Source organism: Candidatus Pelagibacter ubique HIMB140 (assembly GCF_025558165.1).
GTDB lineage: Bacteria > Pseudomonadota > Alphaproteobacteria > Pelagibacterales > Pelagibacteraceae > Pelagibacter > Pelagibacter ubique_T.
Genome location: NZ_LAMZ01000001.1, coordinates 771,715 through 793,804, shown reverse-complemented (window position 1 = coordinate 793,804; position 22,090 = coordinate 771,715). Strand labels below are relative to the sequence as shown.

Here is a 22,090-nt window from a genome sequence, read left to right as displayed (position 1 = left end):
ACTATTAATTGGGTTTTACTGAAACGTAAGTTCTATCTAATTTAGATTTTTTGAATACAACTTTACCTTTGATAACAGAAAAAATTGAATGATCTTTTCCCATTCCAACATTTTCGCCAGGAAAAATTTTTGTTCCTCTTTGTCTAACAATTATGTTTCCAGGTATTACAGTTTCTCCACCGTATTTTTTAACACCAAGTCTTCGACCAGCACTATCTCGTCCGTTTCTCGATGATCCACCTGCTTTTTTTGTTGCCATAATTTACCTAATAACTATTTACTTCCAGCTTCCTTAACTTCTTCTTTTTTGGGAGCTGGTTTAATTTTTTCAGCTTCAGATAATACTTTACCATCTTTTGAAAAAATTTTGTTAATTCTTATCAAAGAAAATTGTTGTCTGTGTCCATTTTTTCTTCTTGAATTTTGTCTTCTTCTTTTTTTGAAAATTAGAATTGTTCTATTTTTACTATTTTTAATTAAATCTGCCTCTACCTTAGCACCTTCAACATTAGGAGTTCCAACTTCAATATTTTTATCATCCCCATATGCTAGGATTTCATTAAATTCTATCTTAGTCTCAGGCTTTGAATCTGGTAATTTTTCAATTTTTATTATCTCACCAGATTTAACTTTGTACTGTTTACCACCTGTTTTTATTACTGCGTATGACATAGTATGAATATTAAATTTAAGTAATCGCAATATAGTTACCGGAAGCCCATAGTCAAGCTGAATTAGTTAGAAATTATCCTTTAAATCCCTTAATTTTGAAAAGGATTTTAGGTCATTAGCTCTTAAAAAAATATTACAATCAATTTCATCTTGTAAGGTTGATGGAATAGTAGGTAAATTATTATTTCTTTGTTGTTTTATAAATTCTATTTTCTTTAACAAAGAAGAGTTTTCAGAATCATGTTTTAAGCAGAATTTTGAATTATTTAAAGTATATTCATGGCCACAATAGATTTTTGTTTCTTTAGGTAAAGATTTTAATTTACTTAAAGAGTTATACATTTGTTCATATGTACCCTCAAAAATTCTACCACATCCAAGTGAGAAGAGAGTATCTCCGGTGAATAGTAAGTTTTCTTCAAAAAAATAAAAACAAATATGTCCTGTTGTGTGTCCAGGGATATGAATAATTTTAGCTTTAAAATTTCCACTATTCCAAATTTCATTATCTTTTAACAAGATATCAATCTCTGGTATCCTTTTTGCATCTCCATTAAATCCTAAAACAACAGATCCAAATTTTTTTTTTAATTCAGTATTACCCCCAACATGATCATAATGATGATGAGTATTTAAGATATATTTTAATTTAATATTTTTATCGTTTAAGTAATTGATTATTGGTTTAGCTTCACTTGGATCAACAACACATGCTTCCTGTTTTTCATTATCAATAATTAAATAACTATAATTATCTTGTAGGCACGGTATAATTTCAACTTTCATTTATTTTTCTATTAAAAATATTCCAAGATCAGCAAATAAATTTTTAGTTCCTAAATTACTATTTGTTATATTTGAAGTGTTGTTACTATTTAAAGCTAAAGTTTTTATCATTTTAATTTCTTTAAATTTTATAAAATTTACAAAATCTTTAATTGTGCACATATGTAAATTAGGTGTACTGTGCCATTGTTCTGGCAAAGATTTTGTTATTGGCATTGTGCCCTTAAATAATAGATGCAATCTAACTTGCCAATTACCAAAATTTGGTATCGTTACAATTGCTTTTTTTCCAACTCTTAAAAGTTCATCTAAAACAATTTCAGGGCTTAAAAATGCTTGGAGTGTTTGACTCAATACTACATAGTCAAACGATTTATCAGGAAATTGTTTTAAGTCTTTCTCTGCGTTACCTTCTATTACAGTTAATCCTTTTGCAATACATTCTTGTACTTTTTCCTTAGAAATTTCTAGCCCTCTTACATTTATATTTTTATGTTCTTTTAAAAATTGCATCAAAGTTCCATCTGCACAACCTACATCTAAAACTTTTTTATTATCCTCAATTAAATCCGATATTACTTTAAATTCATTTTTCATTTTTTAATTCTATATAAGATTTGTCTAAGAAATTCTTCAGAGCATTTAAAAAATCGGGTACATCTAATAAAAAAGAGTCGTGACCTTTATCAGATACAATTTCTACAAAACCAACATCTGCTCCAATAGAATTTAAAGCTATAACAATATCTTTATTTTCTTGGGTTGGATAAAGCCAATCAGAAGTAAAAGAAATAACAAAAAATTTAGCTTTTGTATTTTTAAATGCATCAGACAAATTTCCATTATATTGTTTAACTAAATCAAAATAATCCATAGCCCTAGTTATGTAGAGGTAACTGTTTGCATCAAATCTATCTACAAACACAGATCCTTGGTATCTCAAATAACTCTCAATTTGAAAATCTGCATCAAAACCAAATTTCAAATCTTCTCTTTCTTGCAATTTTCTCCCAAACTTTTCCTGCAAACCTTTTTTTGAGAGATAAGTTATATGAGCTGCCATTCTTGCAACAGCAAGCCCTTTACCTGGGTTGGTGTTATTAGCTTCATAATTTCCATCTTTCCAATCGCTGTCAGCAGTGATTGCTTGTCTTCCTAGTTCATTAAAAGCAATATTTTGTGCTGAATGACTTGAAGTTGTAGCAATGGGTATAACAGTTTTAGCTTTATCAGGAAAGTTGGTGATAAATTGAAGAACTTGCATACCTCCCATTGAACCTCCGGTAATTGCAAATAGTTTATCAATTCCAAAGTGTTCAAGTAAATTATATTGTGCATTCACCATGTCATTAATTGTAATAACTGGAAAATCAGTTCCAAAAGTTTTCTGTGTTTCAGGATCTTTATGGCTTGGTCCATAAGATCCCATACATCCACCAATTACATTTGAACAAATAACAAAATATTTATTGGTATCTATTGCTTTGTCTGGACCTACAGCAAAACTCCACCAACCGTCTTTTTTAGTAACAGGATTTAAACCAGTTACAAATTGATCTCCAGTTAGTGCATGAAATACTAATATAGCATTGTCTTTATTCTCATTTAAAGACCCATAAGTTTCGAATGCAATTGGAAAATTGTTTATAGTTTTACCACAATCTAATTTAAGAGGTTTTTTTACAATTAATGTCTTAATATTTTTTTCTGTATTCATTTTAAAGCCTTTAGATGAATTGTGAGAAAAAAAACTATTTTAGCGGTTTTTTTTAAGCGCTCGCAATTCAGTTAAATCAGCGCATAAATTTTGTACAAGAACTTGTAATTTATGTCAATTTTTTAAAATAAGATCATATTCTCTATAAATATTTGTTTTTTTATCTATAAAGAGCTCATAAAAATAAAAAAAATGAGCACGCCTAAATTTAAAAAATTTAATATAGAAGCTTATAAGCCTGGCAAATCTAAAATTAACAAAATTAAAAAGATCATTAAATTGTCAGCTAATGAGTCTGCTTTAGGGATGAGCCCATTAGCAAAAAAAGCAATATCTCAAAAAAATTTAGTATTAGATAAATATCCAGATGGAAAGTCTACCAATCTTAAAATGGCAATATCTAAAGCGTATAAATGCAATTTTGATAAAATAATATGTGGAGCAGGTTCTGACGAGGTAATTCAAATGTTATGTCAATTATATCTATATCCAATGGATGAAGTGATTGTTCCTCAATATAGCTTTTTAATGTACAGGATTTATGCAAAAATTGTTGGTGCAAAAGTTGTATTTGCAAAAGAAAATAATCTTAAAGTTTCAATTGAAGAAATATTGAAGAAAGTATCTAAGAAAACCAAAATAGTTTTTATTGCAAATCCAAACAATCCAACAGGAACATATTTAACTAAAAAAGAGACATTAGAACTCAGAAGAAAATTGAATAGAAATATTTTATTAGTAATTGATGATGCGTATTCAGAATATATGAAAAATGATGATTACAGCTCTGGTTTAGAATTATTTAAAAACAAAGACAACGTATTTATATTACGAACATTTTCTAAAATGTTTGGTTTGGCCTCATTAAGAATTGGCTGGGGATATGGATCGAAACAAATAATTAGAGCGTTAAATGTTATTAAACCACCTTTTAATGTAAATGGTTTGGCCCAAGTTGCGGCCGCAGAGTCTTTGAAGGATAAGCAATTTATTCAGAAGTCTATTAGACATAATTTAAATTATGCAAATAGATTAAAAAAATTTCTCGAAAAATATAATATTTTTTCAAACGCTGTATCAGCAAATTTTTTACTATTAAATTTTGATGACTGTAAATATTCAGCAAATTTTCTTTACAAAAAATTAAAAAATAAAGGAATTATATTAAGATCTACTGAAGATGGTTATCATATTAAAAACAAATTGAGATTAACTATTGGCTCATCTAGAGAAAATTTAATATTCATGAATGCAGTGAAAAAGATTTTTAATTAAATGAAAAATATTTTAATCATAGGGTGTGGTTTACTTGGATCTTCAGTTTTAAGATCTATACACAAAAATAAACTAGCAGATAAGATATATATTTATGAAAAGTCAAAAAAGAATATATCAAGAGTTAAAAATCTTAAATTACCTGGAAAAGTAGTTAGTTCATTAAAAGAAGCTGTAGCAAAATCTAATTTTATTATTTTTTGTACACCTATGAGTGAATACAAAAATATAATTATGAAAATAAATAATTATATTTCACCTAACACATTAATTACTGATGTTGGTTCTTCAAAAATTGAATCATCAAAAATAATAAAAAAATTTTTAAAAAAAGGAATTGCATGGACTTCCAGTCATCCAATTGCTGGTTCTGAAGTAAGTGGACCTCAGCATGGAAAGAGTAATATGTTCGAGGGTAGATGGTGTATTTTAATTAAAGAAAAGAATACAATCAAAAAAAATTTGAATTTTCTAAAAAAATTTTGGGAGAAAATTGGATCAAAAGTAACAATCATGTCACCTGAAAAACATGATAAAATTTTTTCAATAACTAGTCATTTGCCTCACTTAATTGCATATAATTTAGTTAAGTCAGCTCAAGATTTTGAGAAAAAACAAAGCTATGATTTAATTAAATATAGTGCAGGAGGACTAAGGGATTTTTCAAGAATAGCAGCTTCTAATGAGATTATGTGGCGAGATATTTTTTTCAACAACAACAAAAATATTTCAAATGCTATTGATTTATTTATTAAAAATTTAAAATCATTTAAATCTGATATTAATTCAAAAAATAATAAATCTATTATTAACAAGCTTATTGAAACTAAAAAAGTCAGATCAAAAATAATCAAACTCAAACAAGATATTAATAAGCCAGATTTTGGAAGAAGCTAAATTTTAATTTTAGCTATTTTTTTAACTTTAAGTTTAGCTGTATTTTCAATTCTTCTAATTGTCTTAATTATAGGCATGATCAATACTTTTTTTTCAGGCCCATATGCATGTATTAATTGCTTGGAATTTAAACACATTGCAACATGCCCCTTCCAAAAAATGATGTCTCCCTTTTGATAATTTCTTTTTATGTTTGCTTTTAAATATTTGATTTGATCTTTCGTATCTCTAGGAAAAAACTTATTATTATAATAGTAAAATATTTGTAATAAGGCTGAGCAATCTATTCCTCTATAATTTTTTCCACCCCAGATATATTTTATATTCAAAAATTTTTTAAAGATTTTAATGAAGTTGTTTTCTTTATAATTTATTTTTTTTATATCTTTTTTTTTAATCCATTTATTTTTATCAATTCTGGCAAAATTTTTATTAGTTTCTTTAACTGACAACTTTGATCCAAAAGACAGAAAAATGTTAGTTTTTATATTTGGTTTTTTATAGATATTTGCTTTTAAACTACTTACCTTATAATTAGCTTTAAATTCTTTTGAATAATTTTTATTTTGAATGTACCCGGTATAATTATCAAAACTAGATTTTATTTTTATCCAATTTTTAGTTTTAGATAAAATTTTAAATTTCTCGCCATACAATATTTGTGAAGTTACTTCTGAAAATTTAGAGGATTTCTTATAAATATTAGAAAAACTTCCTGTAAAATAAAATTTATTTTGCACCAATTTTAATTTTATTTTTTATCATCCATAAACATATTAGTGAAGGAATTACCATAATTGTTGTTAAGACAAAAAATGTTCCCCAATCTCCGTTTAACCAATCCACCAAAGCTCCTGATGATGATGCTAAAGTTGTCCTCCCAGCAGTACCTATAGATGCAAGTAATGCATATTGTGTTGCTGTATATGTTCGATCAACAAGTAAAGAAATAAAAGCTACAAAAGCAACAGTTGCAAAAGCTGCAGTAATATCGTCAGCAATAACTGCTATTGCAAATAATAGTTCAGATTTACCAGTCCATGCTAAGACAGCAAATAACAGGTTTGTAATCGCCATTAATCCTCCAGCAAAGAACATAGTTTTTATAGTTCCAGCCCTCATGGCCATTACCCCACCAATTAAAGTAAATACGACAGTTGTGATCCAACCTAATCCTTTTGAATAAATTGCTATTTGTCCTTTTGAGAAGCCTATTTCTTTATAAAATACAATCGACATTCTACCCATGAATGCTTCTCCAATTTTAAATAAAAAGACAAATCCTAAAATTCCTGCAGCTATGGCAAAACCATTTTTTTTAAAGAAGCTAATAATAGGCCCACCAATTGTTCCAGTTATATAGGCAACAAAAGTTGTAATAATATTGTTAGATCCTAGTTTACCTTTAATTAGGTTATCAGTTTCCTTTTGTTTTGATTGTCTGTCAGTTTCTACTGGTTCGTGAACAAACATCAGAGCAATATTCATTAAAATAATTAGAACACCTAATATTAAAAAAGTCGCTTGCCAGTAATCTTGGATACCAATATTTTCAAAGAACTCTGCAGTAAATAAAGCAACTACACCACCTAATTTGTAGCCTGTCCACCAACCAACTACAGCCATAGCAGCACCTGCTGCCATTGATTTTCCCTCATTTTCTTTAATTTGTTCAATTCTTAATGCATCTACTGTTATGTCTTGAGTTGCTGATGCAATAGCGATGATCAATCCAACTGTAATTATTAACGCTAAGTTTTCTGTAGGATTTATAATACTCCAAACTAGTAAACTTAATAGAATTACTAATTGCATTAAAACAATCCATCCTCTTCGGTGACCTAATTTTTTAGTTAAGAAAGGAATTTGAATTCTATCTATAATTGGTGCCCAAAGATAATTAAAAGCATAAACTCCAAAAATTAGTCCTGCCCATCCAATAGTAGATCTACTTAATCCTTCTTCTTTTAACCAAAGACTTAAACTACTTGCAATCAAGACCCAAGGAAATCCACTGATTGCACCAAGTAATAAAATTCGTAGCATTCGGATATCTTTGTAAACTGAGATGGATTCTAACCAGGATGTTTTTTTTATTTCAGACATAATTAATTTTTCCAAAATGATGGTAAAAATAATACTAATATTGCAAATAGCTCAAGTCTACCCAAAATCATGCCAACTGTTAAAATCCATTTAGAAAGATCTGGTAATGAAGAAAAATCTCCATTTGGGCCAATTATTGGACCCAGACCAGGTCCAACATTTGAAATAGATGTAGCAGCACCTGAGATGGCGGTAATAAAATCTAAACCAGTTAAGGATAACAATGTAGTAAGAACAAAAAATATTACGATATAAAAATAAATAAATGAAATAATTGAAGCTATAAACTTTTCATCAACTGCACTTTGATCATACTTAATTACAAATACCCCTTTAGGATAAATTATTTTTTTTAATTGGTTTAGAATAAATAGATAAAGAATTTGAATTCTAAATATTTTTACACCACAAGCTGTAGAACCCGCGCATCCACCTATAAACATCAGTGCAAGAAACAGGGTTATAGGAAAACTGCCCCATTTATCAAATTCTGCGTTTACATAACCAGTACCACTCAGGATTGATATAGTATTAAAAAATATTGATCTTAAACTAAAGTTTTCTTGGTTAGAAAATAATAAGTAAATAGATAAAATTATAACAGTGAATATTATAATTTTTAAAAAGGTTTTGATTTGAATATCATTTAAAAAAATTTTTTTGTTTCCACTTATAAATTTAATGTAAGCAATAAAAGGAATACTTCCCAATATAATAAAAAACATTGATGAAATCTCAATTGGCAAGCTATTAAAGTAACCAATTGACTCATTGTAGTTAGAAAAGCCTCCAGTAGCAATTGTAGTCATTGAGTGGGTTAAGCTGTCAAATTTACCCATACCAAATATCCAATAAGTGACTGCACAAAGGCCTGTTAATCCTGAGTAAATATAAATTAGTCTAAGTGCTATTTCTTTTGACTTAGGGAGTATTTTTTCTGAAGAGTCATTACTTGAAATTTTAAATAATTGCATACCTCCAACATTCATTATAGGCATTAAAGTAATCGCCATTACAATTATTCCAATTCCACCTAGCCATTGTAAAATAGCTCTCCATAAAAGAAGGCCTTTTGGTGCGTTCTCTAAATCTGAAATAATTGTAGATCCAGTTGTAGTAATTCCTGACATACTTTCAAAAAAAGAGTCTGTAATTGAAAGCTCAATACTAGAGAATACAAAAGGTAAAGATCCAAATACTGCAATACTAATCCAAGATAGTGCAGTTAATAAGAAAGCTTGTTGTAGATTAAGTTTTTTATCGTGATCTAAATTTGATAAAAAAAATAAAGTTCCAAAGATTATGGTTACAATAGATGAGCCAAAGAAAGATGAGTCTATCTCTGAGTAAAAGAATTGTACTATAATTGGGATGAACATTGATACACCCAATATTATTTGCAGAATTCCAAGCGTAAAAAAAACAGTTTTGTAATTAGACATTTTGAAAGAACAATATTTTATGGTAAATAAATTTCAACTCTATAAGAATTAATATAATCACTAGTTTAAGGTTAAAAAGAGCAATTCATGATTAAAAAAGATGTCCTAGAAAAGACAAGTGCTTGGCCTTTTGTTGAAGCTAAAAAAATGCTTCGTGAAAGAAAAGCTTTTATTGAAAAAAAAGGTAAGATTACTCTCCAAACAGGATATGGTCCAAGTGGATTACCTCATATAGGAACTTTCGGAGAAGTTGCACGAACTTCAATGATGGTTAATGCACTTAATCAACTCACAGATTTACCAACAGAAATTATTACATTTTCAGATGACATGGATGGCTTAAGAAAAGTTCCAGATAATGTTCCTAACCAAGAATTGTTGCAACAAAACCTTCACAAACCTTTAACACAAGTACCTGATCCTTTTCAAAAATTTAATAGTTTTGGAGAACATAATAATGAAATGCTGAAGGATTTTTTAAACAGTTTTAATTTTAAATATAATTTTAAAAGTTCCACATCTTTGTACAAGGCAGGATTTTTTAATCCTACTTTGAAAATCATTTTAGAAAATTATGAAGGAATAATGAATATTATTTTACCAACACTAGGAAAAGAAAGACAAAAAACATACAGTCCTTTTTTACCAGTATGTCCTGACACAGGTCATGTTTTGGAGATACCTGTTATAGAAATTGATCAGTCTAATTCTAAAATAATATTCGATAATAAAGGTAAAAAATTAGAGAGCAGTATTTTAGACGGAAATTGTAAATTACAATGGAAAGTAGATTGGGCAATGAGATGGTTTGCTTTAGATGTTGATTTTGAAATGTATGGTAAGGATTTGATTGAAAGTGCAATTTTATCTACAAAAATCATTAATTTGTTAGGTAAAAAGAATCCATCAGGATTTGCATATGAACTTTTTTTAGATGAAAAAGGTGAGAAAATTTCAAAATCTAAAGGTAATGGAATAACTATTGATCAATGGTTGAAGTATGCTTCACCAGAAAGTTTATCTCTATATATGTATCAAAATCCAAAAAGAGCTAAAAAACTTTATAAAGAAATAGTTCCAAAAGCAGTAGATGAATATTTGGATAACATTGAAAAATCTAAAAAACAGACTGAGCAGCAATTAGTAATGAATCCAGTGTGGCATGTCCACAATGGGAGTATTCCAAAAGAAGACATGATTATGAGTTTTTCAATGTTATTGAACTTAGTTGAAACAAGTAATGCAGATAGTAAAGATTTATTATGGAAATTTGTAAAAAAATACAAACCCAATATTGAAGAAACTAATTTTCCTATTTTTGATGGATTAGTAGGTTACGCAATTAAATATTTTAATGATGTAATTAAGTCTCAAAAAAAATACAAAACACCTTCTGAAGATGAAAAAAAAGCTCTTGAAGCTTTAATTTCAACTTTAGCAAAATGCAATGATCAGATGTCACCAGAGGAAATTCAAACTTTGATTTATTCTACTGGAAAAGAAAATGGTTATGCTGAAAATTTAAGAGATTGGTTTAAACTTATTTATGAGGTAGTTTTTGGTGATGAAAATGGACCAAGAATGGGATTTTTTATAAGTTTTTTTGGTGTTAATGAAACAAAAGACCTTATAATGAGTAAACTCAAATAATGTATTCAAATTTAAGATCTTTAATTTTCAAATTAGATCCAGAAAAAGCGCATACTCTAGCAATTCAATCTTTAAAATTTAATTTAGTATCAAATGTATTTGATGAAAATAAAAATGATCCTATTTTTAGAACACAAATATTTGGCAAAGATTTAAGTAATCCAATAGGAATAGCTGCTGGTTTTGACAAAAATGCAGAAGTTTACAATCCTTTGTTTAAATTGGGATTTGGTTTTGTTGAAGTTGGAACTGTTACTCCTTTAAAACAATATGGCAATGAAAAGCCAAGAGTATTTAGATTAGTTGAAGATCAAGCGTTAATTAATAGACTGGGATTCAACAATCAAGGATCTGAAACTATTTTAAATAGAATAAAATCAAATAAAAAAATTGGAATACTTGGAGTAAATGTTGGACCAAATAAAGACTCTGATAATCGATTGAATGATTATTTAATTGGATTAGAAAAATTTTATGAAGTTGCTGATTATATTACAATAAATATTTCTTCTCCTAATACTGAAAATTTAAGAAATTTTCATGATGGAAATAAATTAAAAGAATTATTAAAATCAATTAAAGATAAGAAAAATGAATTGAAAACTGACATTCCAATCGTAGTTAAAATTTCTCCAGACATTGATTTAAAGCAAATCGAATTAATATCAGAGATTCTTTTAGAAAATGAAATATCTGCAATAATTATTTCAAATACATCAGAAAGTACTAGGGATGATTTAAAAAATATTCAACGTTATCAAAAAGGAGGCTTATCAGGAAAGCCGATTGAACAAAAATCAAATTTACTCATTAATCAATTCTTTAAATTGTTAAATGGTAGAATTAAAATAATTGGGGTAGGAGGTATAGACTCAGGAAAGTCTGCATATGATAAATTTTTGTCAGGGGCAGATTATATTCAATTGTATACCGGAATGGTATTTCAAGGACCTAACATTGCTGCAAACATTAAAAAAGAGCTAAAAGAATTATTTCTTAGAGATGGGGTGAAAAATATTTCAGAAATCGTTGGAAATAAAACTTTTTCTTAATTTTAATAAACTTGACGCCCTTAATATCTCCCCTTATATAGTCACTGAAATTATGTCGAAAAAATGCGAACTAACTGGTAAAATTCCTATGAAAGGTCATAATGTTAGTCATGCTAACAATAAGACTAAAAGAAGATTTTTACCCAATTTAAAAAAAGTAAAATTTACAAGTGAGCTTGCTGGAAGAAGTTTGAAACTAACTGTTAGTAATTCAGGAGTAAGATCAGTTGATAAAAAAGGTAGTTTTGACGAGTTCTTAAAAACTGTAAAAAATAAAAATATTTCACCAAGATTAAAAAAACTTAAAAAAGTTATTTTATTAAAATCGCCATATAAAAAAAAGCCAGTAGCTAAATCTGCTTAATGAATAAATTTTTTATCAGCCTATCTTTAATGATGGGTGTGGTTGTTTTATCCTCAAACTATCTTGTTCAATTTCCAATAAATTATTATGGATTAAATGAAATTCTTACTTATGGAGCTTTTAGTTATCCTGTAGCTTTTTTGATAACTGACTTAGCAAATAGATCTTATGGAAAAATAATTGCGAGAAAAATAGTTTATTTTGGTTTTTTTATAGGAATTATTTTTACTCTATTTTTCTCAACAAACTTCGAAGATTTAATTTCTATAAGAATTGCAGTTGGATCTGGAATTGCTTTCCTTACAGCCCAATTGCTAGATATTCAAATATTTGATCGTTTAAGAAAAAAACAGTGGTTTGTTGCACCTCTAACTTCATCATTAATTGGCTCAACTATTGATACTTTTTTATTTTTCTCAATATCATTTTATGGAACAGGAGTTCCTTGGGTAACTTTGTCCTTAGGTGATTTAGGTGTTAAGTTATTGGTAGCACTGATAATGTTAATACCATTTAGAATGTTATTAAAAATATTTAAGCCAATTAAAGTCTAATACAAAAATTTATAAGACAAAATTTTATAAGCTAATTTAGCAACAAGAAAATTATAGGAGTTAAATCCTTTAATTGGAGAAAGTTCATTAATGTCAGCTCCAACTATATTTGAATTTTTTGCTGCAACTCTAATTATCTCTAATGTCTCGTCCCACAACAATCCACCTGGTTCAGGTGTTCCGGTAGCAGGCATAATGCTTGAATCTAATCCATCTACATCAAACGTTAAGTAAACAGTCTTATTTTTTATCAATTTTTTAAATTTATTTAAATTCCATTTTTTTTTATCTTTTGCCCAGAAGATATCTATTCTATTTGAATTTTTTTTCAAAAATGGAATCTCACTTTCTGATATATTTCTAATTCCAAAAGAAATTAAAGACACATTTTTATAATCTAAACACCTTCTTATTGCCGATGCGTGTGAAAATTTTTCACCATTATAACTTTCACGTAAATCTGCGTGCGCATCAAAATGTAAAAGACAAATATTTTTATATTTCTTTGTAAAAGGAACAATGCATCCTGGTGTAATTGAATGTTCTCCACCAAAAGTCATTGGAAATAGTTTTTTATTTAAAATTTCCCCATTGATTTTAGAAATTTTATTTAATGCTACTTTGATATTTTTATCAATTTTGAATGGTTTTAATGTCTTGATACCTATTTTTTTGTAAGGTTCACAATTTAGTTCCTCATCATAAAGTTCAACTTGGTGAGAAGCTTTGATAATTTCTTTTGGTCCATTTTTTGTTCCACCACCATAACTAACTGTTTTTTCAAGTCCAAATGGAACAACTACTACTTTTTCTTTGAAGTTGAATGTATTATCAATTCCTAAGAAACCATGTTTGTTTGATAAATATTTCAATTTTATATAAATAATTTTGAGAAGTTTTTTCGTTCTCTATTTTTCCACTCACCTTTGTGGTAAGCATCGCTAGCTATTAATGGCAATACACTTGTTGCTTCAGCAAATACCATTTGTTCTTTAGTGATATCCACTTTGCCCCAAGAACTTGCTTCTTTTAAAGTAGAACTACTACATGCACCATCTCTACTATCAGCAACTGTAATTTGTACAGCATACTTATGCATATCTACATTTTTACCAAGAAGCTCAGCACAAATAACAGTGTCTTGAATAAAATTTTTAGGAACTCCTCCACCAATCATAAATAAACCAGAACCTTTTGATTTGATTTTAATTTCAGTTAGTTCTCTAAATTCTCTAACTGAGTCTATAGTCATATGTTTTTTTGGATTTTTTTCTTGATGCATTACAAGACCAAAACCTGCGCTTGAATCTGTGAAAGCTGGACAAAAAATTGGAACATTATTATCGAAAGCTGTTTCAATTAAAGAGTCTTTCTTTTTTGAATTTTTTTTTAAATATTTTCCCATTTCTAAAATAAACTCTCTCGAAGTATAACTTCTTGGTTCTAAAGTATCTGCTATTTCGCAAATAATTTTATCACACATTTGAAGCTCTTCTTCGTCGATATATGTGTCGTAAATTCTATCAATATAGTTGTCTCTTAATTCAGTATCATCTTGAAATTGAGATCCCTGATAATGTTTAAATCCAAGAGCTTCAAAAAAATCCATATCTACAATTGATGCCCCTGTTGCTACAATTGCATCAACCATATTGTATTTAACAAGATCTTTATAAATATTCATACATCCTGCTGCAGATGTTGATCCTGCTAAAGTAAGAAAAATTGTACATTCCTTATCTTTAAGCATTTCGTTGTAAATGTTCGCTGCATTTGCAGTTTCTCTAGATACAAATGACATTTTCTCCATTGAAGAAATAATTGTTCTAGAGTCAAATGAAGTAATATCTATATGTTCGACAGGATTTTTTAAAAAATCTCTTTTACTGTTATGTCCTGGATTTTTTTGGTCTGGCATTAAGCAACCATATGAGCGCTGTTAACGTCTTTTTCATACATTGACATTATTGGTTTATCTTCAACTTCATAAATTTCATCTGAATAGTAACCATTGAATTGTGTTCTAAAAGTTAATCCATATGCTCCAAGTTGACCAAGTTCTATGTAATCATTTTCCTTAATATTATTTGGTAATACAAAAGGTCCTTTCATATAATCCATGCTATCGCAAGTAGGACCAAAGAAATCAAAAGCAGTCATTTTTTTTGAGATTATTTTATTTGAATTTTCTTTAATCATTTTAGATGGATAAACTATGTTAGGTGTCCCTGCATCAAATAAGGTTCCATATGTTCCATCGTTTATATAAAGTTTTTGTTTTTTTCTTAAATTAACTTTAACAATTGTTGAACCACTTTCTGCAACCAATGCTCTTCCTGGTTCACAAATTATCTCTGGTAACTTTTCTAATTTTAAATTAGATAAACTTTTTTTAATTTCATTGAAGTATTCATCTAATGATTGAGGAATTAAATCTGGATAAATTGTTGGAAATCCACCACCAACATTTATTGTATTAGGTATTATTTTTGTTTTTTTAATTATATTCCCAATCTCATTTATACCTTTAGCGTATGAAATTGGGTGCATACACTGTGATCCAACATGGAAACTTAATCCAATTTTTTTTGCATATTGTTTTACTAATCTTAGCAATCCCACAGCTTCAGATGTTAGTGCTCCAAATTTTTTAGATAAATCAATTTCAGCATGCTCATTTGAAACAGCAACTCTTACAAATAATTCTAAATCTTTTGCATTATTTGTGCTTTCAATAATTTTAATTAACTCTTCTTTTGTATCTAATGAGAAGGTTTTTACACCATAATTAAAATAGGCCTCTTTTATACTTTCTCTACTTTTTACTGTATGCATGTAAGAACATTTTGCATTTTGAGTTATTTTTCTTATGGCCTTAATTTCCTCTATCGAGGCAACATCAAATTGGTTTACACCATTATTTAAAATAGTTTGAATAACTTCAGGATGTGGGTTTGTTTTAACTGCATATAATATTTTTCCAGGGAATTTATCTAAGAAAAATTTAACCGAAGACTCTATGGATTTCTTCCTAATACAATAAACAGGCTTTTCAGGTTTCAGCTGATTTATAAGTTCTTCAACTGACTTAAATTTTTGCATTTCATATGCCTCCAAAAAAAAATTTAATAAAAAAAAGTTTTTAATAAAACTTTAATAATTTGAGGCATATAAAGTAAACGTAGGCAATGTAAAGTAAATAATTCAAGCCTGATATGCGTATTTTTCATGTATTGTAATATTAGATTTAGACCCCATATGTGGGTGATGAAAAGCGAAGCCAAATTACAAAATTTAAGTGATTTTGAAAATAAATCGCTTCTAATTGCAGATGACGATAATCCTTTTAGAGAAAGACTTGCAAGAGCGATGGAAAAAAAGGGCTTTGAAGTTTTTCAAGCTGAGAGTGTAAAAAAAGGTATTGAGTCTGTAAAAAGTAAAAAACCAGGTTTTGCGGTTGTAGATTTAAGACTTGGAGACGGTAATGGTCTTGAGGTCGTCAAAGAAATTCAATCTTCAAACAATGAAAGCCGAATTATTATGTTAACTGGGTATGGAAATATTCCAACTGCAGTTGCTGCAATTAAAGAAGGCGCGATTGATTACTTAGCAAAACCAGCAGATGCAGAAGATGTGGAAAAAGCATTGTTGGCAGATCCAGCTAAAAAAGCAGCACCACCAGAAAATCCAATGTCAGCTGATAGAGTTAAATGGGAACATATCCATAGAGTATTTGAATTATGTAATAGGAATGTTTCCGAAACAGCTCGAAGATTGAAGATGCATAGAAGGACTCTTCAAAGAATTCTATCTAAAAGATCTCCTAGATAATATTTCTAATTTTAATTATTTGTTTAGTAACTAAAGCTAAAATAATAATTTTAAATAATTCTGCTAATAAAAAAGGTTTTGCACCTAGTGAGAATATTGGTTTATCCCAACCAATTAAAGTACCTAGCCATATTAAACCCAAGATATAAATCGTAGAGGTTGCAATAACTAATTTAGTTAAAATATTTATTAAACTATCTTTTGTATTAATTTTTGATGCTAAATAACAAGCAGTTAAAAAACCAATTAAATATCCCATCGTTGGACCAGTAAAATAGACTATACCAACTCCTTTTTCTGGGGAGTTTGAAAATACTGGTAATCCTACAATACCCTCTAACAAATACAAGCCTACAGAAGCTAAACCAATTTTATAACCTAAGCTTACACCTAAGAATAACACAACAAATGTCTGCATTGTCATTGGAACTGGATAAAATGGAATCTTAATTTTTGCAGAAATAGTTAAAGCAATTGAACCTAGAATTACTGCTAATAAAGATTTTATGATTTTTGTTTGTGTTAAGTTTTTTGTAAGTTCCATATTAAAATAATACTCAAAATATAAAAAATAATCTAGCTATATTAGCCTTAAGATTTAATTTTATTTTTTTATATACAGAAATTGTTAGCAATGTAATATTTGTTAATCCTCATGAATAAAATACAAAAAACAGATCATTTTTATTTAATTGATGGCTCTGGCTATATTTTTAGAGCTTATTATGCCCTACCACCATTAACTAGAAAAAGTGATGGGCTACCTACAGGTGCTGTTAGTGGATTTTGTAGCATGTTGTTTAAATTATTAGAGGATTCAAAATCTGATCAAAATTTACAAAAACCAACTCATTTTGCAGTAATTTTTGACTCAGCCAGAAAGACCTTTAGAAATGAAATTTATAGTGATTATAAAGCAAATCGATCTGAAGCCCCTGATGATTTGGCACCTCAATTTGAATATATTAGAAAATCAGTTTTAGCATTTAATTTACCTTCTGTGGATTTACCAAACTATGAAGCTGACGATTTAATAGCCACATATGTTGATCAAATTCTTAAAAAAGGAGCTAAAGTTACAATCGTTTCATCCGACAAAGATTTAATGCAGCTTTATAAAAAAGGCGTTCGAATTTTTGATCCCATGAAAAATAAATTTATCACAGAGGACGATGTGATTAAAAAGTTTGGTGTTGATGCTTCAAAAGTTATAGATGTTCAATCTTTAGCAGGCGATAGTAGTGACAATGTACCTGGTGTTCCAGGAATAGGAGTGAAAACAGCCGCAGAATTAATTAATAAGTATGGCAATCTAGAAAAATTATTAGACTCTGCCCATGAGATTAAACAGAACAAAAGAAGAGAAACTTTAATAGAGAATAAAGATAAAGCTTTAATTAGTAAAAAACTTGTGACTCTAGACAACAAGTCTCCAGTAAATAAAAACTTAACAGAATTTAAACTCAAAGAGGTTGATAAAGATAAACTGTATAAATTTTTAAGAGAAATGGAATTTAATAGATTATTAAGTTCTGCAATTTCAGCTTATGGTGAACCAAAGTTATCTGGATCTGAAAATAATTTAAAATCTACTGAAAAACAAAAACCAATAAATAATAAAGACTATCATCTAATTACGGATATTGATGAAATTGATGAGTGGATAGAAGAAGCAGAGGAAGTGGGGGAAGTTGCTGTCGATACAGAGACAAGTTCGTTAGATCCCCATCAGGCTGATTTAGTTGGAATTTCACTTTGTTCAAAAATTGGAAAAGCTTGTTATATCCCAGTTGGTCATAAATCTCAGGATTGTTTAAATAAAGATAGTGTTATCAATAAATTAAAAAATTTATTAGAGGATCCAAGTGTTAAAAAAATTGGTCAAAATATTAAATTTGATTTTATAGTTCTCTACAAACTTGGCATTTCACTTTCATCAATGGAAGATACCATGCTTATGTCCTATGTTTTGGATGCTGGAAAGAACAGACATAACATGGACACCCTTTCGGATATCCATCTTGGACATAAAACAATTTCATTTAAAGAAATTGTTGGTACTGGCAAAAAAGAAATAAATTTTAGTGAAGTAGAATTAGAAACAGCAAAAAATTACGCAGCAGAAGATGCAGACGTTACCTTCAGGTTATATAAAAAATTTGTCAAAAGTTTAAAATCTGAAAAATTATTTAATATCTATGAGATTTTTGAAAAACCACTAATTAAAATACTCGCATTTATGGAAATTGAAGGTGTTGAAGTAGATAGTAAATTTTTAAATTCTCTTTCCTCTAAATTTGATAAGAAAATTAAAAAAATTGAAAAAGAAGTTTTCAAGATTTCAAAGAAAGAATTTAACATTGCTTCACCAAAACAATTAGGAGAAATTATTTATAATGATCTTAAGATTACAGGGACAAAAAAAACAAAAAAGGGAAGTTTTGCAACAAGCGCAAGTGTTTTAGAAGATTTAGCCTTCAAAGGTCATGAATTTCCAAAATTAGTATTAGATTGGAGACAGGTTTCAAAATTAAAAAATACTTACTCCGATGCTTTGCCAGAGCATATTAATCCAAATACAAAAAGGGTTCATACATCTTTTTTATTGGCAGCAACAACAACAGGCAGATTGGCCTCAAGTGATCCAAATTTGCAAAATATTCCAATTAAATCTGAAGATGGAAAAGATATAAGAAAAGCGTTTAAGGCTAAAAAAGATCATTTATTGATATCAGCAGACTATAATCAAATTGAGATGAGAATTTTAGCAGACCTTGCAGATGTTAAAGAACTTAAAAAAGCTTTTAAAAATAACGAGGATATTCACTCATTAACGGCTAGCCAAATATTTAATATTGATATCAAAAAGGTAAATCAAGATCACAGAAGGAAGGCTAAAGCAATTAACTTTGGAATAATTTATGGAATTTCTCAGTATGGTTTAGCCAAACAAATAAATGTTTCTAATTATGAAGCAGAAGAATTTCTTAATGCTTATTTTGCTAAATTTCCCGAAATTAAATTTTATATGGATAGCACAATTAAGTTTTGTAGAAAAAGTGGCTATGTAAATAACATATTCGGAAGAAGATCTCATTTTAATGGAATAAATGATAAAAATTTTAATGTAAGAAATTTTCAAGAGAGAGCAGCAATTAATGCTCCAATACAAGGGTCAGCATCTGAAGTTATGAGGTTAGCAATGATCAGATTACATAAAAAATTAAATGAAGAAAAAAATTTGAAATCAAAAATACTTCTTCAAATACACGACGAGCTTATTTTTGAAGTCCCAAAAAAAGAGGAAAAGGCAATGGTCAAGTTAATACAGAATGAGATGACCAGTGTTACTCAAAGTGATTATCATTCCTTTTCTACCCCTTTAACAGTTGATGTAAATGTTGGTGATAATTGGGGAATGCTTCACTAATTATATTCGATTGCCTAATTTAGAACAATTTAATATTTTTATATAAAACATAAAAATGCAAACACAAACTATAGCTTTAATTGATGATGACAGAAACATACTAACTAGTCTTAGTATTGCCTTAGAAAAAGAGGGATTCAAAGTTCAAACATATATTGATGGAGAGAGTGCATTAATCGGTCTTACTAGAATGCCACCTGACTTAGCAGTCATTGATATTAAAATGCCAAAAATGGATGGAGAAGAATTATTAAAAAAATTACGAAAAAAAACCTCTCTGCCTGTAATATTTTTAACATCTAAGGATGATGAAATTGATGAGTTACTTGGATTAAAATTAGGTGCAGATGATTTTGTAAAAAAATCTGGAGGATTTTCAATTAAAGTTTTGATTGAAAGAATAAGAGTTCAATTAAGAAAAAAAGATTCAAACAATTCATTAGAAGAAAATAAAAGCTTAATTTCACATGGTAGATTAAAACTTGACCCATCTCAGCTTGAATGTGAGTGGAATGGCAAACAGTTACCAGATAAATTAACAACTACTGAGTTTTTAATTGTTAAAGAATTGGCAAAAAGGCCTGGGATCATCAAAGAAAGAGCCCAACTAATGGACATTGCTTACAGAGAAGATACGGATATTGAAGATAGAACTATTGATAGTCACGTGAAAAGAATAAGAAAAAAATTCAAAAAAGTAGATCCTGATTTTTCAGCTATTGAAACTAGATATGGTAGTGGATATAGATGGAATGTTAGCTGATGTTTAGTAAATACTTAAAGACACTTTCTATACTTAAAAAATTTCTTTTCATAAACTTTGTAATATTTACAATTATTGGTTTATTTACACTTACTTATCTTACGAATATTGAACCAAGTTTATTAAAAAAAAAATCTGAAGATCATATTAATATTATTAATAATACGACTGATAATATTAAAAGATTAAATATAAAATTTCAGGAAAATGATATTAGAAAATTTTTATTTTCTACAAGATTTATTTTTCAAAATTTAGACAGAGTTATTTTCTTTGATAAAGAATTAGAATTAATTGGTGATACCGATACTTTAGATCTTGATCCACGATCTTTTTCAACACGATTAGATAAAATTGAATTTGAAAGTTTAAGTGATGAAGTTAAGGAAGATGAAAACAAAGAAAATAATTCTTTTCAAAATAATGAAACAAAAGCTTCATTTAAAGATTTGTTAGAAAGGTATAACAATTCAGATAACTATGGAAATTATTATACTTTTACAGAAGATAATTTAAATCAATTTAAAGTTACAACAGTAAAAAATGTAAAAAGTGATGAAAATGATTTAGGTTTCATAGTTATCTCTGAGAACGCAAATGAAATTAAAACAGCTATAGATGAAAGAAGAGCATTTGTAATTAGAACGGCAATATCAGTTGGTTTTGTAATTTTAATTTTTTCTTTTGTACTTAGTAGATATTTTATTAAACCAATTCAAAATTTAGTTGGATACACAATCAGAGTAAAAGAAAAAAATCCTGGTAAAACAGGAATTGAAAATTTGAAGAATAGAAATGACGAATTAGGATTATTATCTAATTCTATGGAGGATATGACTAATGAATTACAAAAACGAATTTCTCATGCAGAAAATTTTTCAACAGACTTAGTGCATGAAATAAGAAATCCTCTAGCATCTTTAAAAAGTGCATCAGAAATTTTAAAAGATACAAAAGATATAAATCAACAGAATAAGCTTTTAGATATTCTTACCCACGATGTACAAAGAATTGAAAGATTAATCACAGATTATTCACAAATGTTGAAAGATGAAGTTGCTCTTAGTAAAGAGCAAATGAAAAAATTAGATATACAACCAATTATTCAATCTGTTGTTGATGATTATAATAACATTTATAAATTCAAAAAAAATATAAGTATAAACTATCAAAACGATGGAAAGTCAGAGTATCTAATTAATGGAATTGAAAATAGGATTGAACAAATCGTTGCAAATTTATTAGATAATTCTATTTCATTTAGTGACGATGGTAGCAAGGTAACTGTAAACGTTTCAAATGGATTAGAAAAAAAAGTTACAGTTAAAATTTTAGATGAAGGACAGGGATTTAAAGAGAAAGATACTACAAAAATTTTTAACCGTTTTTACAGCAATAGACCAGAAAATTTTGGTGAGCATTCAGGATTAGGTCTGAATATTGTAAAAAATTTAGTCCAACTTCATGATGGAAAAATCGAAGCATCTAATAGGCTAGATAAGCAAGGAGCATTGATAGAAATACAATTTCCTAGTTTGTAATCTTTAGTTG

Annotated in this window: 22 protein-coding genes; 10 read left to right on the top strand and 12 right to left on the bottom strand. The window is 28.3% G+C overall.

What is annotated here, in order from left to right; translation table 11 throughout:
- Positions 1-4: 4 nt before the first annotated feature.
- From rpmA to metX, 5 genes are all read right to left on the bottom strand, one after another.
- Positions 5-259 carry a 50S ribosomal protein L27 gene (gene rpmA / locus VP90_RS04305; protein WP_075506491.1) on the bottom strand — a complete coding sequence of 85 codons (255 nt, stop codon included), beginning with the start codon at positions 257-259 and terminating at the stop codon, positions 5-7.
- 14 nt (positions 260-273) lie between these two features.
- Positions 274-672 (bottom strand): 50S ribosomal protein L21, encoded by a 399-nt coding sequence (gene rplU, locus VP90_RS04300; protein WP_262589876.1) that lies wholly within the window; start codon positions 670-672, stop codon positions 274-276.
- Positions 673-738: 66 nt separating this feature from the next.
- The gene (gene gloB, locus VP90_RS04295) at positions 739-1,458 is read right to left on the bottom strand and encodes a hydroxyacylglutathione hydrolase (RefSeq protein ID WP_262589875.1); all 720 of its coding nucleotides are present in this window, start codon (positions 1,456-1,458) and stop codon (positions 739-741) included.
- The gene (gene metW / locus VP90_RS04290; RefSeq protein WP_262589873.1) at positions 1,459-2,055 is read right to left on the bottom strand and encodes a methionine biosynthesis protein MetW; all 597 of its coding nucleotides are present in this window, start codon (positions 2,053-2,055) and stop codon (positions 1,459-1,461) included.
- The gene (metX, locus tag VP90_RS04285) at positions 2,045-3,175 is read right to left on the bottom strand and encodes a homoserine O-acetyltransferase MetX (RefSeq protein WP_262589872.1); all 1,131 of its coding nucleotides are present in this window, start codon (positions 3,173-3,175) and stop codon (positions 2,045-2,047) included. Before metX ends, metW begins: the two co-directional genes overlap by 11 nt.
- 192 nt (positions 3,176-3,367) lie before the next feature.
- Here metX and hisC point away from each other — a divergent pair, with 192 nt between their 5' ends.
- Complete coding sequence (hisC, locus tag VP90_RS04280; RefSeq protein WP_262589871.1) at positions 3,368-4,450, top strand: histidinol-phosphate transaminase; 1,083 nt, start codon at positions 3,368-3,370, stop codon at positions 4,448-4,450.
- On the top strand, positions 4,451-5,347 hold the full coding sequence (locus tag VP90_RS04275; RefSeq protein WP_262589869.1) for a prephenate dehydrogenase: 897 nt from the start codon (positions 4,451-4,453) through the stop codon (positions 5,345-5,347).
- On the opposite strand, the gene VP90_RS04270 is transcribed toward VP90_RS04275, so the two are convergent.
- The 3 genes from VP90_RS04270 to VP90_RS04260 are packed head-to-tail and all read right to left on the bottom strand — an operon-like array spanning position 5,344 to position 8,895.
- A complete protein-coding gene (locus VP90_RS04270; RefSeq protein ID WP_262589868.1) occupies positions 5,344-6,087 on the bottom strand; it encodes a C40 family peptidase in 744 nt (247 codons plus the stop codon). The genes VP90_RS04275 and VP90_RS04270 overlap by 4 nt on opposite strands.
- Positions 6,077-7,453: an AmpG family muropeptide MFS transporter gene (locus VP90_RS04265; protein ID WP_262589867.1), complete on the bottom strand. Its 1,377-nt coding sequence runs from the start codon at positions 7,451-7,453 to the stop codon at positions 6,077-6,079. The genes VP90_RS04270 and VP90_RS04265 overlap by 11 nt, the downstream gene beginning before the upstream one ends.
- A 2-nt stretch (positions 7,454-7,455) precedes the next feature.
- Positions 7,456-8,895: a TrkH family potassium uptake protein gene (locus tag VP90_RS04260; RefSeq protein ID WP_262589866.1), complete on the bottom strand. Its 1,440-nt coding sequence runs from the start codon at positions 8,893-8,895 to the stop codon at positions 7,456-7,458.
- An 87-nt stretch (positions 8,896-8,982) separates the two neighbouring features.
- Between VP90_RS04260 and VP90_RS04255 the strand changes: the two genes are divergently transcribed.
- Genes VP90_RS04255 through VP90_RS04240 form a run of 4 tightly spaced genes read left to right on the top strand, consistent with a single transcriptional unit; the run spans position 8,983 to position 12,515 of the window.
- Positions 8,983-10,545, top strand: coding sequence for a lysine--tRNA ligase (locus tag VP90_RS04255; RefSeq protein WP_262589865.1), 1,563 nt, complete (start codon positions 8,983-8,985; stop codon positions 10,543-10,545).
- Positions 10,545-11,597 carry a quinone-dependent dihydroorotate dehydrogenase gene (locus VP90_RS04250; RefSeq protein WP_262589864.1) on the top strand — a complete coding sequence of 351 codons (1,053 nt, stop codon included), beginning with the start codon at positions 10,545-10,547 and terminating at the stop codon, positions 11,595-11,597. The genes VP90_RS04255 and VP90_RS04250 overlap by 1 nt, the downstream gene beginning before the upstream one ends.
- A 52-nt stretch (positions 11,598-11,649) precedes the next feature.
- Complete coding sequence (gene rpmB, locus VP90_RS04245) at positions 11,650-11,961, top strand: 50S ribosomal protein L28 (protein WP_075506505.1); 312 nt, start codon at positions 11,650-11,652, stop codon at positions 11,959-11,961.
- Complete coding sequence (locus VP90_RS04240; protein WP_262589863.1) at positions 11,961-12,515, top strand: queuosine precursor transporter; 555 nt, start codon at positions 11,961-11,963, stop codon at positions 12,513-12,515. The genes rpmB and VP90_RS04240 overlap by 1 nt, the downstream gene beginning before the upstream one ends.
- Here VP90_RS04240 and speB read toward each other — a convergent pair.
- From speB to VP90_RS04225, 3 genes are read right to left on the bottom strand one after another with little or no spacing between them, the layout of a single operon-like run.
- Positions 12,512-13,387, bottom strand: coding sequence for an agmatinase (gene speB / locus VP90_RS04235; protein ID WP_262589862.1), 876 nt, complete (start codon positions 13,385-13,387; stop codon positions 12,512-12,514). The two genes, VP90_RS04240 and speB, sit on opposite strands and share 4 nt — an antisense overlap.
- A 2-nt stretch (positions 13,388-13,389) precedes the next feature.
- Positions 13,390-14,433 (bottom strand): 1,9-bis(guanidino)-5-aza-nonane synthase, encoded by a 1,044-nt coding sequence (locus VP90_RS04230; protein WP_262589861.1) that lies wholly within the window; start codon positions 14,431-14,433, stop codon positions 13,390-13,392.
- Positions 14,433-15,617, bottom strand: a complete 1,185-nt coding sequence (locus VP90_RS04225) for a type III PLP-dependent enzyme (protein ID WP_262589860.1) — start codon at positions 15,615-15,617, stop codon at positions 14,433-14,435. The genes VP90_RS04230 and VP90_RS04225 overlap by 1 nt, the downstream gene beginning before the upstream one ends.
- A gap of 165 nt (positions 15,618-15,782) precedes the next feature.
- Between VP90_RS04225 and VP90_RS04220 the strand changes: the two genes are divergently transcribed.
- Positions 15,783-16,346, top strand: coding sequence for an ActR/PrrA/RegA family redox response regulator transcription factor (locus VP90_RS04220; RefSeq protein ID WP_262589859.1), 564 nt, complete (start codon positions 15,783-15,785; stop codon positions 16,344-16,346).
- Here the strand turns inward: VP90_RS04220 and VP90_RS04215 are convergent.
- Entirely contained in the window at positions 16,339-16,890 is a 552-nt protein-coding gene (locus tag VP90_RS04215) for a biotin transporter BioY (RefSeq protein ID WP_262589858.1), read from the bottom strand. The two genes, VP90_RS04220 and VP90_RS04215, sit on opposite strands and share 8 nt — an antisense overlap.
- Before the next feature lie 111 nt (positions 16,891-17,001).
- Here VP90_RS04215 and polA point away from each other — a divergent pair, with 111 nt between their 5' ends.
- Genes polA through VP90_RS04200 form a run of 3 tightly spaced genes read left to right on the top strand, consistent with a single transcriptional unit; the run spans position 17,002 to position 22,080 of the window.
- On the top strand, positions 17,002-19,776 hold the full coding sequence (polA, locus tag VP90_RS04210) for a DNA polymerase I (protein ID WP_262589857.1): 2,775 nt from the start codon (positions 17,002-17,004) through the stop codon (positions 19,774-19,776).
- A gap of 55 nt (positions 19,777-19,831) precedes the next feature.
- Positions 19,832-20,539, top strand: coding sequence for a response regulator transcription factor (locus tag VP90_RS04205; RefSeq protein WP_262589856.1), 708 nt, complete (start codon positions 19,832-19,834; stop codon positions 20,537-20,539).
- Positions 20,539-22,080, top strand: a complete 1,542-nt coding sequence (locus VP90_RS04200; RefSeq protein WP_262589855.1) for a sensor histidine kinase — start codon at positions 20,539-20,541, stop codon at positions 22,078-22,080. Before VP90_RS04205 ends, VP90_RS04200 begins: the two co-directional genes overlap by 1 nt.
- The last annotated feature ends 10 nt before the right edge of the window (positions 22,081-22,090 follow it).

Excerpts from the sequence above, each read along its gene's own strand:
- VP90_RS04225 (WP_262589860.1), bottom strand. The coding sequence starts at position 15,617 with ATGCAAAAATTTAAGTCAGTTGAAGAACTTATAAATCAGCTGAAACCT.
- gloB (WP_262589875.1), bottom strand. The coding sequence starts at position 1,458 with ATGAAAGTTGAAATTATACCGTGCCTACAAGATAATTATAGTTATTTA.
- rplU (WP_262589876.1), bottom strand. The coding sequence starts at position 672 with ATGTCATACGCAGTAATAAAAACAGGTGGTAAACAGTACAAAGTTAAA.
- polA (WP_262589857.1), top strand. The coding sequence starts at position 17,002 with ATGAATAAAATACAAAAAACAGATCATTTTTATTTAATTGATGGCTCT.
- VP90_RS04265 (WP_262589867.1), bottom strand. The coding sequence starts at position 7,453 with ATGTCTGAAATAAAAAAAACATCCTGGTTAGAATCCATCTCAGTTTAC.
- VP90_RS04240 (WP_262589863.1), top strand. The coding sequence starts at position 11,961 with ATGAATAAATTTTTTATCAGCCTATCTTTAATGATGGGTGTGGTTGTT.
- VP90_RS04200 (WP_262589855.1), top strand. The coding sequence starts at position 20,539 with ATGTTTAGTAAATACTTAAAGACACTTTCTATACTTAAAAAATTTCTT.
- VP90_RS04215 (WP_262589858.1), bottom strand. The coding sequence starts at position 16,890 with ATGGAACTTACAAAAAACTTAACACAAACAAAAATCATAAAATCTTTA.
- VP90_RS04255 (WP_262589865.1), top strand. The coding sequence starts at position 8,983 with ATGATTAAAAAAGATGTCCTAGAAAAGACAAGTGCTTGGCCTTTTGTT.
- VP90_RS04250 (WP_262589864.1), top strand. The coding sequence starts at position 10,545 with ATGTATTCAAATTTAAGATCTTTAATTTTCAAATTAGATCCAGAAAAA.
- metW (WP_262589873.1), bottom strand. The coding sequence starts at position 2,055 with ATGAAAAATGAATTTAAAGTAATATCGGATTTAATTGAGGATAATAAA.
- VP90_RS04220 (WP_262589859.1), top strand. The coding sequence starts at position 15,783 with ATGAAAAGCGAAGCCAAATTACAAAATTTAAGTGATTTTGAAAATAAA.
- VP90_RS04230 (WP_262589861.1), bottom strand. The coding sequence starts at position 14,433 with ATGCCAGACCAAAAAAATCCAGGACATAACAGTAAAAGAGATTTTTTA.
- VP90_RS04260 (WP_262589866.1), bottom strand. The coding sequence starts at position 8,895 with ATGTCTAATTACAAAACTGTTTTTTTTACGCTTGGAATTCTGCAAATA.
- VP90_RS04205 (WP_262589856.1), top strand. The coding sequence starts at position 19,832 with ATGCAAACACAAACTATAGCTTTAATTGATGATGACAGAAACATACTA.
- hisC (WP_262589871.1), top strand. The coding sequence starts at position 3,368 with ATGAGCACGCCTAAATTTAAAAAATTTAATATAGAAGCTTATAAGCCT.
- rpmB (WP_075506505.1), top strand. The coding sequence starts at position 11,650 with ATGTCGAAAAAATGCGAACTAACTGGTAAAATTCCTATGAAAGGTCAT.
- VP90_RS04275 (WP_262589869.1), top strand. The coding sequence starts at position 4,451 with ATGAAAAATATTTTAATCATAGGGTGTGGTTTACTTGGATCTTCAGTT.
- metX (WP_262589872.1), bottom strand. The coding sequence starts at position 3,175 with ATGAATACAGAAAAAAATATTAAGACATTAATTGTAAAAAAACCTCTT.
- rpmA (WP_075506491.1), bottom strand. The coding sequence starts at position 259 with ATGGCAACAAAAAAAGCAGGTGGATCATCGAGAAACGGACGAGATAGT.